The sequence below is a fragment of the Glutamicibacter sp. AGC84 genome (assembly GCF_053543575.1).
In genome coordinates, this window is the sequence record NZ_JBLVOC010000020.1 from 42,181 (window position 1) to 55,982 (window position 13,802).

General features: G+C 63.8%; 12 protein-coding genes. 7 read left to right on the top strand and 5 right to left on the bottom strand.

The features are described 5' to 3' along the window. Both ACNPN0_RS12485 and ACNPN0_RS12490 read left to right on the top strand, forming a co-directional pair. A partial coding sequence (locus ACNPN0_RS12485; RefSeq protein WP_448938922.1) for a hypothetical protein occupies window positions 1-1,172 on the top strand: 1,172 nt, incomplete at its 5' end. A 99-nt stretch (window positions 1,173-1,271) separates the two neighbouring features. After that, window positions 1,272-2,465, top strand: coding sequence for a hypothetical protein (locus tag ACNPN0_RS12490; protein WP_448938575.1), 1,194 nt, complete (start codon window positions 1,272-1,274; stop codon window positions 2,463-2,465). Window positions 2,466-2,544: 79 nt separating this feature from the next. On the opposite strand, the gene ACNPN0_RS12495 is transcribed toward ACNPN0_RS12490, so the two are convergent. After that, window positions 2,545-4,257, bottom strand: a complete 1,713-nt coding sequence (locus tag ACNPN0_RS12495) for an AMP-binding protein (protein ID WP_448938576.1) — start codon at window positions 4,255-4,257, stop codon at window positions 2,545-2,547. A 295-nt stretch (window positions 4,258-4,552) separates the two neighbouring features. On the opposite strand from ACNPN0_RS12495, the gene ACNPN0_RS12500 reads away from it, so the two are divergent. After that, window positions 4,553-5,356 (top strand): IclR family transcriptional regulator, encoded by an 804-nt coding sequence (locus ACNPN0_RS12500; protein WP_332727405.1) that lies wholly within the window; start codon window positions 4,553-4,555, stop codon window positions 5,354-5,356. Between the two features lie 49 nt (window positions 5,357-5,405). Here ACNPN0_RS12500 and ACNPN0_RS12505 read toward each other — a convergent pair whose 3' ends face one another. The 4 genes from ACNPN0_RS12505 to ACNPN0_RS12520 form a co-directional block, all read right to left on the bottom strand. Continuing rightward, on the bottom strand, window positions 5,406-6,368 hold the full coding sequence (locus ACNPN0_RS12505) for a hydroxymethylglutaryl-CoA lyase (protein WP_448938577.1): 963 nt from the start codon (window positions 6,366-6,368) through the stop codon (window positions 5,406-5,408). After that, entirely contained in the window at window positions 6,365-7,606 is a 1,242-nt protein-coding gene (locus ACNPN0_RS12510) for a CaiB/BaiF CoA transferase family protein (protein ID WP_448938578.1), read from the bottom strand. Before ACNPN0_RS12510 ends, ACNPN0_RS12505 begins: the two co-directional genes overlap by 4 nt. Before the next feature lie 25 nt (window positions 7,607-7,631). Continuing rightward, window positions 7,632-9,053: a GntP family permease gene (locus ACNPN0_RS12515; protein WP_448938579.1), complete on the bottom strand. Its 1,422-nt coding sequence runs from the start codon at window positions 9,051-9,053 to the stop codon at window positions 7,632-7,634. A 259-nt stretch (window positions 9,054-9,312) separates the two neighbouring features. After that, complete coding sequence (locus tag ACNPN0_RS12520; RefSeq protein WP_448938580.1) at window positions 9,313-11,019, bottom strand: AMP-binding protein; 1,707 nt, start codon at window positions 11,017-11,019, stop codon at window positions 9,313-9,315. A 755-nt stretch (window positions 11,020-11,774) separates the two neighbouring features. Here ACNPN0_RS12520 and ACNPN0_RS12525 point away from each other — a divergent pair. The 4 genes from ACNPN0_RS12525 (at window position 11,775) to ACNPN0_RS12540 (ending at window position 13,760) form a co-directional block, all read left to right on the top strand. Beyond that, window positions 11,775-12,023 carry a type II toxin-antitoxin system Phd/YefM family antitoxin gene (locus tag ACNPN0_RS12525; RefSeq protein ID WP_448938581.1) on the top strand — a complete coding sequence of 83 codons (249 nt, stop codon included), beginning with the start codon at window positions 11,775-11,777 and terminating at the stop codon, window positions 12,021-12,023. 11 nt (window positions 12,024-12,034) lie between these two features. Continuing rightward, window positions 12,035-12,226: a Txe/YoeB family addiction module toxin gene (locus tag ACNPN0_RS12530; RefSeq protein WP_448938789.1), complete on the top strand. Its 192-nt coding sequence runs from the start codon at window positions 12,035-12,037 to the stop codon at window positions 12,224-12,226. Between the two features lie 225 nt (window positions 12,227-12,451). Next, on the top strand, window positions 12,452-12,796 hold the full coding sequence (locus tag ACNPN0_RS12535) for a hypothetical protein (protein WP_448938923.1): 345 nt from the start codon (window positions 12,452-12,454) through the stop codon (window positions 12,794-12,796). A gap of 94 nt (window positions 12,797-12,890) precedes the next feature. Further along, window positions 12,891-13,760, top strand: a complete 870-nt coding sequence (locus ACNPN0_RS12540; RefSeq protein ID WP_332489215.1) for a VOC family protein — start codon at window positions 12,891-12,893, stop codon at window positions 13,758-13,760. The last annotated feature ends 42 nt before the right edge of the window (window positions 13,761-13,802 follow it).

The following is a 13,802-nucleotide window of genomic DNA, read 5'->3' on the forward strand; positions in this document are numbered from 1 at the left end:
TGGTCCCCCCCCTGACTCTTTTCTTCGAAGAACCCCACGCGCAGCAGGCCGAAGCCAAGGTCCGCGAGCTGCTGGCCGCACGCGAAGTGATCTCGCTGGTCTCCGTGCCGGTGCCCTGGAACGGGCTGGCGATGATCGAGGCCAGCCTGGCGGTGAACCACGAGGGGCTCTTGCTGCTCGCTGGCGCCGCGGGCGCCATCCGGCTGGGCCAGCAAGTCGAGGACTTCGCGCTGGCGCTGAAGCTGGGCACCGGTGCGCTGTACATCGACCAGGACAACGCCGAGGTGCAAACCGGGGAGCCCATCGAGGATCCGCGGCTGGATGCCATGCCGCCGGGGCGGACCGTGGCTATCGGCGCGCTGAACGAGCCGGACATGGGGGTGTGGGCCGCCGCGAGCAAAACCAGCTGGCAGCTCCTGCCGCCGGAATCCGCCGGCGCCGCCGTGGCCGTGCACGAAGGCTTCCTGGTGGGCGGCGTGCTGGCTGCCAGCCAGCATCCGGCGATCATGCTCAGCCGCACCGGCGCGCGCTTCACCGCGAGCTTCTGGTTCGACAAGCAGCCGGCCAAGCTCGGCGGGCACCCGGCCTGGGTGCATATCTGGCCGGTCGCGGCCAGCCCCGCCTTCTGGCCTCAGGCCTCAACACCCGCCCGGCGCGAACTGGACTGGCTGATCGCCAACCAGGACAGCGTGGATGGCCAGGAGCTCGAGGAGCTGGCCGGGCTTCTGATCGGCGCCGAGAACATCGAGCGGCTCAAGCAGGCGCTGGTGGGCACCGGCAGCCTGCAGTCGGCCCAGCGGGTGCTGGAGACCGTCGGGCATCCACCGGTCCTGGCCCGCTATCTGGAAGACGCCGATCTTCCCGAGGGTGCGCGGCGGATCGAACCGGTGTCAATGGCCAGGGCAGTGGGCCGCGCACTGATCGCCGAATCCCGCACCTCCGGTGCCCGGCCGCGATGGTACAACTCGTTGTCGTGGAAACCCGCCGCGCAGCTGGCGCTGGGGCTCATCGAGGCCTTGGTGTTCTCGCTGGTGCTTGCGGCCACCCATTGGCAGCAGCCCTGGGCGCCGCCCTGGGTGATCGTGCTGCTGCTGGTGCTCGGCTTTGTTGATGCCACCGGGAATACCGTGCTCGGCGCGGTCCGCTGGTTCCGCGCCCGGCGCCGGCGCTAGCGCCAGGCAACCACCCGGGCGCTGCCTGCCAGGACGGCACAGGTTACCGCCTATGATTGACTTATCGCCATATCCAATTAACCAAAGGGGTTACTTTTCGTGGATTCAACCGGGTTCAACTACCTCAACCTAGAGTTCATTTTCATGGGCGACAAGCCTGAATCTGCACAACTGGTACGCACCGCGCTGGCCGATCGCCGCCTGCTGGGTTTCATCGGCGGAGCTGTTGAGCGCGAGAACTCCACTGAAGTAGCCGCCGAGGTGGCCACGGTGAGCGAAGCCCGCGATGCGGTGCTCTACCGCATCGATGCCAAGGGCAAGCTGCGCGAAGGCTCGCGCGTGACCAAACTGGTCCACGAACTGAAGAACTCCACCGGGGCCGACTACGTACTGGTGGACGGGGACGAAATTGACGGCCCCAACCCGGATGACGAGCAGCTCGGCGAGTACGGCGGCACCAACGAGCTGCTGCACGGGCCAAAGCTCAAGGGGTCCGAGCTGGTGCTGGCAGCGGGCTTTGCCGAGAACGAGATCACCGTTTGGGAGAATGCATCCGGGCTGATGGCCATGCCCAAGGAACCGGTCTATGCCCCGAGTATCTCGCGTTCGAACCGCCCGTACCTGTGCTTGAACCGTACCGGCAATGTCATTACCGCAACCATCGAGGCCAAGGGCTCGCGCCGGACCATGTTCGATTCCTCGGTGTCCATGGTGGTGGACCTGGAGCGCACGGCAATCCTGGAACCGGAAGCCGGCTCGCCGGCAGCGGTGCGCCTCGACGAGCTCAACAGCTTGCTCTTTGGCTGGGACGAAGAAGAAATGCAGATCATCGAGCAGCTGATTTCGGATCCGGCCGACCGCTCCGAGGCCCAGCAGCTGCTGTGCAGCAGCGGGGATCTGAAGGACATGAAGCGCTTGGTCTCGCTCTTCGGCTTCGACCCGCGCAGCATCGATTACCTCACCGGCCGCCCGTTGCCCGAAGACCGCAGGGTCATTGCCACCGGCGGCCCGTTCAAGACCTTGAAGTCCGCACTGGCTGAGCAGGAGCGCGAGGCCAAGGGCCTGGAACGGCTGCTGTACCGGCACAACTGGAATCCGAAAGCGCTGATGGGTTCGGGTGCCGCCGTACTGGCCTCCGGCGCGGCAGCGCACCTGGTCCTGGCCAAGAGCGGCAAGTTCGCCTGGCTGCCCAAGCCGGCGCGCCAGCTGCTGATGCTGGCCTGGTACGCCGATGGCGCCTTCTATCTGGGCAAGGGCATCGTCGATGTGCTGAAGGCCAGGAACAAGCGCTAGGCGTTCACCGCAGTCAGAAGGACAGCCCGGCGGGAAGCTGGATCCGCTTCCCACCGGGCTGTCTTCTGCCTTTTCGTTCCTAGCCGCGTTCCTTCAGCTCAGGGAAGTCGGTATCACGGTACTCGCCGCTCGGGGTCGTGCCGGCCGCATGCTGCTCTTCCTCGGCCAGGCGCAGCTCCACGCGGCGGATCTTGCCCGAGATGGTCTTGGGCAGCGCGGTGAATTCGAGCCGCCGGATCCGCTTGTACGGCGCCAGGTGCTCGCGGCAGAAGCCGAGGATGTCCTTGGCGATCTCCGCGCCGGGCTCGACGTGCGAGGCCAGCACCACAAAGGCCTTGGGCACCGAGAGCTTCAGCGGGTCCGGCGAAGGCACCACCGCCACCTCGGCCACCGCGGGATGCTCCAGGACCACTGACTCCAGTTCGAAGGGGCTGAGTTTGTAGTCGCTGGATTTGAAGATGTCGTCGGCACGCCCCACGTAGGTCAAGACGCCTTCATCATCGCGTTCGGCGATATCTCCCGTGTGGTACACGCCGCCACGCAGCGCCTCGGCGGTTTTCTCCGGATCGGCGAAATAGCCCCTCATCAAACCGGCAGGCCGGGGATCCAGGCGCAGGCAGATTTCCCCGATTTCGGCCAGTTGCCCGGTGGTCGGATTGCGCAGCTCCACCGCATAGCCCGGCATCGGGCGGCCCATCGCGCCGACCTTCACCTCGGTACCCGGCGAATTGGCAATCTGCACCGTGGTCTCGGTCTGCCCGTAGCCATCACGGATCACCTGCCCCCATGCGGTGCGCACCTGGTCGATGACCTCGGCGTTCAACGGCTCGCCGGCAGAGACCAGCTTGCGCGGGGGAGTCTGCAGGCTGCCCAGATCCGCCTGGATCAGGTAGCGCCAGACGGTGGGCGGCGCGCAGAAGCTGGTGACCTTCTCCGTATCCATCTGGTTCATCAGCGCCAGCGGATCAAAGCGCTCGTAGTTGTAGACGAAGACCGTCGCTTCGGCGATCCACGGGCCGAAGAAATTCGACCAGGCGTGCTTGCCCCACCCGGGGGACGCCACATTCAGATGGACATCGCCTGGTTCCAGGCCGATCCAGAACATCGTTGCCAGGTGGCCGATGGTGTACGAGGTATGGGTGTGCTGGACCAGCTTGGCCAACGAGGTGGTGCCCGAGGTGAAGTAGAGCAGCATGTTCTCATCGGCCAGGGTCGGGGAATCCAGGCGGAATTCGGCCGGCGCGTCGTGGGACTTGGCATAGTGCAAGGTCCCTTCAGCGGCCTGCCCGCGCACCTGCACGATCCGGTAGTCCCCGGGGACTGCTTCGAATTTGGCGACCTGGTCATGGCTGGTGATCACCCAGTTCGCGTTGCCGCGCTCGATGCGGTCGGCGAGGTCCGCGCTGACCAGCTGCGTGGTGGTCGGGATGATGACCGCACCGAGCTTCATGCCGGCCAGCATCACTTCCCAGAGGGCCACCTCGTTGCCCAGCATGACGATGATGGTATCGCCGCGCTGCAGGCCTTCGTCGGAAAGCCAACGGGCCACCTGGGTGGAGCGGCGCGAAAGTTCGGCCCAGCTGTAGCGCGCCGAGCTGCCATCGAGTTCGGTGAGGATCAGTGCCGGCTCATTGGCTCGCGCCGGGTCCTTGGCTACCTCGTCGAACCAGTCGTAGGCGAAGTTGAAATCGGTGAATTCCGGCCACGTGAACTCTGCCCGAGCCCGGTCGTAGTCATCGCGTGCTGCCAGCAGCAGATCGCGTGCTGCGCGGAACTTCTCGGTATTGCCCATGGGGGTCCTTTGCGTGATGGGCGCCTGCGCCCGACAGAATTCTTCGGTCTTCAGGATTCAATATACTTCAGTGCACAGTTCTGGCGAATTGTTGCGTCACCATGCGTGGTGCAGGTGCTGAAGTTCACGAATTTTGTCCACTAGCTTCCTGTGCGGGCATGCATAGTGACCGAATGCCCGATCCGGCTGAACCCGTTGGCGGGGACGCTGACGGTGGCGGGCTGGCCATGGAGCCTGAGAGCAGTGCCGGGCAGGCAACTGGACTCGCAGATGCCGATGGTCTAGCGTCTGGAATATGCCAAAGGAAGAGACCCCCGCCAAGAAGCACAACCCCCTGTTGGTCTTGGGAAAAATCAGTTCCATCCTCGATTCCTTTTCACTGCGCCAGCCGGTGATGTCCTTGGCCGATATCCGTGAAGCAACGGATTTGCCTGCCTCCACGGTGCAGCGTCTTGTCGCGAATTTGGTGGGGCAGGGTTTCTTGGACCGCGAGGATGACGGCTTCCGCATCGGGATGAAGATGGCCTACTGGGCCGCGCCGGCGACCCGGGGGCGGGAAGTGCTGGACGTCATCAGCCCATCGTTACGCGAACTGCGCGACTTCACCGGGGAAACAGCCTGCCTTTTCCGTGCCGAGCAGCAATTCCGCGTGTGCGTGGGCATTGCCGAAACGCGCCACGCGCTGCGCAGGGAAATGCACCTGGGTGAGCTCGCCCCCTTGCATGCCGGATCTGCCGGCCGCGTGCTGCTGGCCTGGAAGCCCGAGCTCATGCAGCGGTTGCAGGAATCACAGCTGCAGCCGTTGACCGATGCCACGATTACCGGCATGGCCAGCCTGGAGAAAGCGGTTCAGCAGACCCGCGCCGATGGCTTCGCGATCACCACGGGGGAGCGTGAAAGCGGGGCCTCGGGACTGTCCGCACCGGTGTTCGATTCCGCGGCGGGCCTGGTGGCGGCGGTGACCATCAGCGGCCCCACCCTGCGCATGCCGCGGGAGACCTGCCAGAGCTGGATCGAGCCGTTGCTGGACACTGCTGAACGGATGACCCGGCTGATCGGCGGACGCTTCCCGGGCGAAACCCACCGGCCTTCCGCCTAGCGCCGCCCGCCCGGTCCGAGGGCCGAGGCGGCACCAGGCATCAGCGGCACTAGAGGCTGGTGCCGCAATCCGGGGTGGCATCAGAGGGGATCACCCAGGCAAAGGCTTCTGCCTTGGAACGCGCCCCCTGGGCCGACTTGGAACGGTTCGGCTCGCCCAGCTCCTGCAGCAAAGATTCGGAGAGCCCGACGAGCCCGGCAAAGCGCTGCGGCGTGAGCCACGGCGGCTGGGTGGCGAACAGGATGTCCTCGCTGGACGTGTTCCCGCTGGCCCCGGGGGCGAAGGGACAGCCTCCCAGGCCGCCGAGCGCTCCATCAACCAGGGTGGCTCCAGCCGAAATGGCTGCCAGCGTATTGGCAACACCCAGCCCCCAGGTATCGTGGCCGTGGAACACGATGCGCCGTTGCGGGGTTTCGCCGCGCACCCTGGAAATGAGTGAGGCGACCTGTGCCGGAACTGCTTGGCCCAGGGTGTCGCAGATGACGATGTCGCAGGTGCCCTCGGCCCGTGGATCATTGGCGATCTCCAGCACGCGCTCGGCGGGGACCTGCCCCTCGAAAGGGCAGGTGAACGAGGTGGCCAGGCACAGCTGGATGCGCCCGCCGGCTTCCTGGGCATAGCGCGCGGCTTCTGGCAGGGCGGCAAGGCTTGCCTCCGTGCTGCGCCCGATATTCGCCTGGTTGTGCGCATCGGAAACAGAGAGGCAATACTGGAAGTTCCGGATACCCGCCTGGGCCGCCTTGGCCACATGCCCCGGGGTCGCCACCCAGATCCAGCAGCGTTCCAGCTCGTCGGGGCGCAGCCCCCGGGCAACATCGAGGGTGTTGGCCATGGGCGGCACCAGGTCGGCACGCGCCATGGAGCCGAGCTCGATTTCCTGGACTCCGAGCCGGATCAATTCGCGTACGGTCCTGATCTTTTCTTGGGTGCCCAATAGCTTCCCGGTCAGCTGCAGCCCGTCACGCAGCGTGACGTCGCGCAACGCGGCCGCGGGGGTGAATGAGTAGCTCACGCGATATTCCTTTCGCCAGCCGAGGCTTGCGCAATTTGCGCATCGGTCATTCCCAGCAATCCGCCCAGTACCTGTTCGGTATGCTCCCCGAGGTCGGGGCCGAGGTTCCGAATGGGCAGCGAGGTGCCTCCCATGACCGGCACGATGCCGGGGAAGCCGACACCGTGCAAGGTTTCCTCTCCGGTGGAGACATCCAGATGCTGGATCATGTTCCGGGAGATGTATTGCGGCTCGTTGGCAATGTCCTTTGCGGTGTAGATCGGGCCGGCAGGAACTCCTGCCGCATCGAGGATGGCCAGGGCCGTGCTCGAATCCACGCTTGCGGCCCACTGGCCAATGGCGGCATCCAGCATTTCCCTGGCCTCCCAACGCTGGGCATTGGACTGCAGCCGCGGATCGGCCCCGAGCTCCGGCCTGCCGATGGCTTCCATGTAGCGGCGGTAGATCCCGTCACCGTTTCCGGCCACGACAATGCTGGCCCCATCGGCGCAAACGTACGCATTGGATGGTGCAATGCCTTCCATGCGTCCACCGGTGCGGGTCCGGGTTTCGCCGTAGGCGCCGTGGTCCGGGAGCAAAGATTCCATCATGGAGAACATCGCCTCGTGCAGCGCCACATCGATCACGCGATGGTCCAGCCCGAGGGAGGCCTTTTCCCCGCGCGCCATCTCCCGCTGGTAGAGCGCCATCACCGCACCGAACGCGGCGTACAGTCCGGCAATGGAATCGCCAATCGATACGCCGACACGAACCGGCGCGCGATCCGGATCGCCCACCAGATTGCGGAAGCCGCTGAAGGCCTCGGCCACGGCGGCAAAGCCCGGGCGCTCGGAGAGCGGCCCGGTCTGGCCGAAGGCCGAGATGCGGGTGATCACCAGGTCCGGATTCACGGCGCTGAGTTCTTCGGGACCCAGGCCCCACTTCTCCAAGGTGCCCGGACGGAAGTTTTCCAGCAGCACATCGCAGTGCTTGGCCAGTTCCAGCACGGCCTCCCGGCCTGCGTCGCTGCGCAGGTCCAGGACGATGGACTTCTTGTTGCGGTTGATCGTCCGGTACAGCATCGAGACGCTGCCCTTCTTGAGCCGCCAATTTCGCAGCTCGTCCCCGGTTCCCGGGCGTTCCACCTTGATGACCTCGGCGCCGAAGTCCGCCAGGAGCCGGCCTGCAGTGGGGGCGGCAATGTAGTTGCCCAATTCGAGAACGCGGACACCCTTCAATGGGGCGATGTGCTCTGACATGTTCTGCCGTTCCTTTGCTGTCGCGCTAAATGAAGATGTTGAGGATCATGACCATTCCAAGGGCCACGATGGATGCAACCGACACGCCTACGCTGACGGTCTTCAGCGCACCGCGCACGGTCTGCCCGAACAACGACTGCAGGAGCCAGAAGGTGTTCGAGGTGACGTGGACCATGAACAGCGCTCCGGAACCTGCCGCCAGCGCGATGAGCACCGGGTCGATGCCCAGGCTCGGGGCGATGGGTGCCAAGAGGCTTGCCGCAGTAATTCCGGAAAGGGTCACCGAGCCAACGGCAATGTGAAGCAGGGCCGCGATGCCCCAGACCACTACCAGTGGTGCAACGGTGCTGGCCGAGAAGAACTGGCCCATGATGTCGCCCAATCCAGCCGTGGAAACCGTGGCTGCCAAGGAGCCGCCGACACCGGTCAGCAGCAGGATCTGCCCGCTTTCCCTGAACCCGCTGGCCACGCCGCGGTCAATCGCCTTCTGGCCGATGGTGTAGCGTGCCACGGCAATCGTTCCGACCAGGCCGATGAGCAGGGCAACTACCGGATTGCCGACCAGCTGGATCCAGCTGGCCTCATAGCCGAGGATTTCGGCCAGCGCGCCGCTGGCGATGAGCAGCAAGGATGCGAGCAGCGGCAGGAAGAGCAGGAACAGGGGCGCCTCGCGGCGCTGCCCGGTCTGCACCGCGGTGGCCGCGGTGGCTGTTCCGGCGTTGCCGGTGCGTGCCGCATCCTGGCCGGTTCCTTCGCGGTTCTCCAGCTTGCGGGTTCCCGGTGTCGGCTCGTCTTGCGCCAGCAGCTGCTCATCGCTCTCGGCTTTCCAGAAGCCGCGGTCGAAGAAGAAGGACATGATGGCGACGGAAATCAAGACCGTGGGCACGACGACCAGCAGGCCGAAGATCAGCATCTTGCCCAGGGGAACTTCAAGCATGCCGGCCAAGGCGACCGCGCCGACGCCAGGGACCATGAGGACGATGCCGACCTCGCCGGCGATGGCCATGGCCGTGGCAATGCGCGCGGTTCCGTGCTTGCCGATTTTCGGTGCCATGCGCCGAGCCAAGGGGGCCGCGATGACCAGCAGCACATCGAGGAAAATGGTCTGCAGCGCGGTGCTGACAGCCAGCGCCATGGTGTAGGGCAGCCGTTTGGGGCCGAAGGTGTTCAGCAGGTGCTCGACCAGGCGGCGGATGGCGCCGGTCTCATTGAGGATGGAACCCATCAGCACACCGAAAGCCACCAGCAGTCCGACTTCCACCATGATGTCGCCGAAACCCTGGGTGATGGTCTCGATGGTCTTGGTGACTCCCAAGCCGGTGGATAGGCCCAGGTAGAGCGAGCCAATGACCAAGGCGATGACTGGGTTGACCTTGAATCTCACGATAAGCACCACGGCGGCAAGCACGGCCACCGCGGTATTTATCAGAATCGCGATATCGGACATGTTGGATCCGTTCTAGAGGAATCGGGGAGCAGTGTGACATAAGCCACGGCATGAGAACTCAAAGTATGAGTGTCAGCTCACGATGTAAACTCTAGGCTTCTTAAGCGGGAAACCTCTGGAAATAAACCCGCAGCGAACCCTGGCGGCTTGACGCGAGGAAGGGGAGTAGCGATGGGCTGGCGAAAGTTTCGAGGGAAGAGAAAAATCCAGGGCGCCTGCCGAAGCCATGTCCGGAAGGCGCCCTGGATGCTGGAGGTCTCTACCCCTTGAGATTCGGGAAGTCGGTGTCCCTGTATTCGGTGCCCGCCGGGGCGCCGGCGCGGTGCCGGTCCTCTTCAGCCTGGCGCAGCTCCACCCGTCGGATCTTGCCCGAGATCGTCTTGGGCAGGTCCGCGAATTCCAGCCGGCGGATGCGCTTGAAAGCCGAAAGGTGCTCGCGGCAGTAGGCCAGGATCGATTCGGCCAATTCCGGTCCGGGCTCATGCCCGCCGGACGCGACGATGTAGGCCTTGGGCACCGTGAGCCGCAGCTCATCCGGTGCTGGAACGACGGCCGCTTCGGCCACGCCCGGATGCTCAATCAGAACCGATTCGAGTTCGAAAGGGCTGATCTTGTAGTCGCTGGATTTGAAGACGTCATCGGCGCGCCCCACATAGGTCAGGACGCCGCGTTCGTCCCGCTCGGCGATATCCCCGGTGTGGTAGAACCCGTCCCGGAAGACCTCATTGGTCTTTTCCTCGTTCTCGAAATAGCCTTTCATCAGCCCCAGCGGGCGCTGGGCGGTGACCAGGCAGATCTCGCCCACATCGCCTTCTTCCCCGGTGGCCGGATCGCGCAGCACGATCTCGTAGCCGGGCATCGGGCGCCCCATGGCGCCGATGGTGATGGGCTCTGCCGGGGGATTGGCGATCTGCACCGTGGTTTCGGTCTGCCCGAACCCGTCGCGGATCACCTGCCCCCAGGCCTTGTGGACCTGGTCGATGACCTCTGCGTTCAGCGGCTCGCCGGCCGAGACCAGTTTCTGCGGCGGATGCTCCAGCGCACCGAGGTCGGCCTGGATGAGCAGGCGCCAGACGGTCGGCGGCGCGCAGAAGCTGGTGACCTGCTGGGCGTCCATCTGGTTCATCAGGGCCACTGGATCGAAGCGGTCGTAGTTGTAGATGAAGACCGTGGCTTCGGCGATCCACGGGGTGAAGAAGTTGGACCACGCGTGCTTTGCCCAGCCCGGCGAGGCGACGTTCAGGTGGACATCGCCTGGTTCGAGGCCGATCCAGAACATCGTGCTCAAGTGCCCGACCGGATACGAGGTATGCGTATGCTCGACCAGCTTGGCCTTCGAGGTGGTGCCGGAAGTGAAATAGCGCAGCAGCGTTTCATCGGCGCGGGTCGGGTGCTCCAGGGCGAAGGCCGCTTCTGCCGAGGATGACTGGGAGTAGTCGAGGATGCCAGCCGGTGGCTGCCCGCCGATCTGGATCAGCGTGTAATCGCCCGGCACCGATTCGAACTTGGGGATTTCGCCCTCGTTGGTGACGACCCATTGGATATGGCCGCGGGCAATGCGGTCGGCCAGATCGGTGGGCGTCAGCTGCGTGGTGCAGGGGACCATGACCGCACCCAGCTTGATGCCTGCCAGCATCGATTCCCAAAGCTCGACCTGGTTGCCCAGCATGATGGCGATTGAATCCCCGCGCTTGATGCCCTGGTCGCTGAGCCAGCGCGCAAGTTGGGTGGACCGGGTTGAAAGTTCGGCCCAGGTCCGTTGGGTGCAGCTGCCGTCGGATTCGGCGATGACCAGTGCTGGGCGCTCGGAGCGCTGCGGATCCCGGGCGACGTGGTCGAACCAGTCGAAGCCGAAATTGAAATGGGTGAATTCCGGCCAGGTGAACTCGGCGCGAGCCTGGTGGTAATCCTCCCTTAGCTCCAGGAGACGGTCACGGGCTGCTCTGAATTCTTCGGTAACGCTCACAACTAACCTTCCGTAGCTCTGGGTAAACCACCAAAACCCAAGGTGAGGTGGATCACCAGTCAATATACTTGGAAGTCCTAGCGAGTGGAAGATCGCCACCGATATAAAACCGGGCCACCCCATGATTGCTGTGCGAAGTCGGACTGAATCCCGGTCCCTGGTGACGCGGTGGCCAGAGCCCAGCTAGCAGTTTGTTCCCGATATCCCGTCTGCAGCCGCGGCGTGTGGCCTTGCATTATTTCTGGGGTCCGACTGCCCGGACGCAGGCTTCTTCGTTGTTGGCCTTGAGGTCTTCGGCAAGGGCTGTTAATGCTGCATTTCCAGGGCAGTGGTTTTACCGATCCTCGCGGATGCAACCCGTACGCCGGGGCAATGGCATGGAATGCAGTGGCTGCAGTGTGGCCCGGGGCCGCTGTGGAATCTGCCTGATCGGCGAGCTCGTCTGCCTGTTCCATTGTTGTCGCATCAGCGGTTTCGCTTGCGACCGGAGTAGTTGAAGCGGGTAGAAACGTGCTGTTGATTGATCTGGATCCACGAGCAGTCCAGACCTATCCTCAATATAGTGCCCACCAGGAAATGGGACTGGGTGACCCATGGTTAAAGCCAAGCGGCTTTGTCCGGGCAGCCCATTTTCCGTGAAATCTGAGTATCAACGGCGATGCCCCATGGAAACAGGGATCGGGTTGCACTTGGGGATAGAGTCTCTCGAAGACGGCTAGAAGTTGTACCATATCCAGTACTGACCAAGGAGAGGCATGGCAATCACAGCGAGTGAGGCGCGCCGCGATCTTTTCGGCTTGATCGAACGAGTCAATCTTGAACATGCCGAAGTGGAGATCTTGTCAAAGCGCGGATCTGCAGTCCTCATGTCAAAAGATGAGTATGACTCTCTGGTGGAAACGAGCTACCTTCTGCGCTCGCCGAGGAATGCGCTCCGCCTGCTTGCTTCGCTGGAAGCGGTACGCGGTAGCCAAGTGTCCGAGCGTGGACCTAGTGATCCCTGAGTGAAAGACTGCTGACCTGGACGGCTGCCGGCTGTGAAGACAATTTCCACTGGCAGACCCAAGATCGCAAAACGCTCAGGCGCATCCATGCGTTGATTGAGGCTGTGCTGCGCTGTGACCCATTTGAGGGTATTGGCAAGCCTGAACTGTTGAGGCGTACCCTGGCTGGCGCGTGGTCGCGCCGCATCGATGAAGCTAATTGACTGGTCTATATTGCCGATGATCGCGCGGTGGCAATCCTGCAGGCCAGATACCGTTAGTGAACGGTTTCAAGCATTCGGTCGCCTGGCAGGCGTGCGTTATCGCAGCGCCTCGAGGGGAACGCGCGGGCGATATCCCTATTGATGGGCAGATCGCTTCCAGGGACGGCCGCAAGGGTCCGGCACGCATGGTCCGTGCAGGGCACGTTGTAATCCCAAGCTGACTCTTTGTCCTGCCGGCAGGGCGTGCTCAAGATATTCGGCAGCCGCTGGCCCGAGGCATTTGACCCCATTGCCCGGGTGAATGGCTTCGGGGATGTCGATGTTCAGCAGCTGGACTCGAGTTTCTGCGCCCGCCACCTTGGCATCCATGGTGTCGCCATCGCCATCGGCAACCCGGGTGGCCGTACCGCGATTCTCCGATCCGCCACTGCTGGTGAGTTCTATGGCACTGGCAAACAGCGACCCTGCCGCCGCAAGGAAATCCGGATGGCCTTCGTAGTTCTTGCAGCGGGGTTCTTGGTGTGCGAGCAGGGGAGGCTAATGCCATCCCCGGAACAGAATCCGCTGTGATCGGCTGAACATCCCAATTTCATTGAAGCATCAAGTAATTTGCGATAGGCTGTTAATCAATAAGGAATCGATGCACTTGGAAAAGGAGCTTGCCATGTCAGTACTCCAGCAAGACAAACTAGCGGCCACGACCCACATGAACGCAGTCCAGCTCAAGGTCGGCGACATGAAAACCATGAGCGAGTACTACCAGAAGGCCCTGGGCCTTGAAGTGCTGGCCGAATCAGCCGAAGGCACCCGCCTGGGCCGCGGAACCCAGGAACTGGTCAACCTGCAGAACGCGCCAGGACTGCAGCTCCCATCGCGCAACGAAGCGGGCCTGTTCCATACCGCGCTGCTCTTCGACACCAAGGCTGATCTGGCTGCGACCGTCCTGTCGGCAGCCCAGTTCGACCAGAGCCGCTTCGTGGGCAGCTCCGATCACCTGGTATCCGAAGCGTTCTACTTCACCGACCCGGAGGGCAACGGCATCGAGCTGTACTGGGACCGCCCGCGCGATACCTGGAGCTGGAGCGGCGGCGAGGTGGCCATGGACACCATCCACCTGGATCCGAACAAGTTCCTCAATGAGCACCTGACCGAGCAGGCCATTGCCGAACAGCGCAAGGCCGCCGCGGATGTAGGCCACGTGCACCTGCAAGTGGGCGATGTCGCAACCGCCCGCCAGTTCTACGTCAGCACCCTGGGCTTTGACGAAACCACCACCCTGGGCGAGCAGGCACTGTTCGTCTCGGCTGGCGGGTACCACCACCATATGGCCATGAACGTCTGGAACTCGCGCGGAGCCGGCCCGCGCAAGGACACGCTGGGGCTGGGTGAAGTGCTGATCAACGTCCCGACCGAAGAAGAAGTGGGCAAGCTGGCCGAGCGGCTGGCCTACGCCAAGGTGGCAAACCACCACACCGGAGCCGAACTTCGCTTCCGGGACCCTTGGAACAACGAACTGCGCGTCGCCGTAGGCTAACGCGGAGACAACGCACCGAGGCTTCATTGCCCCCGGGGGGGG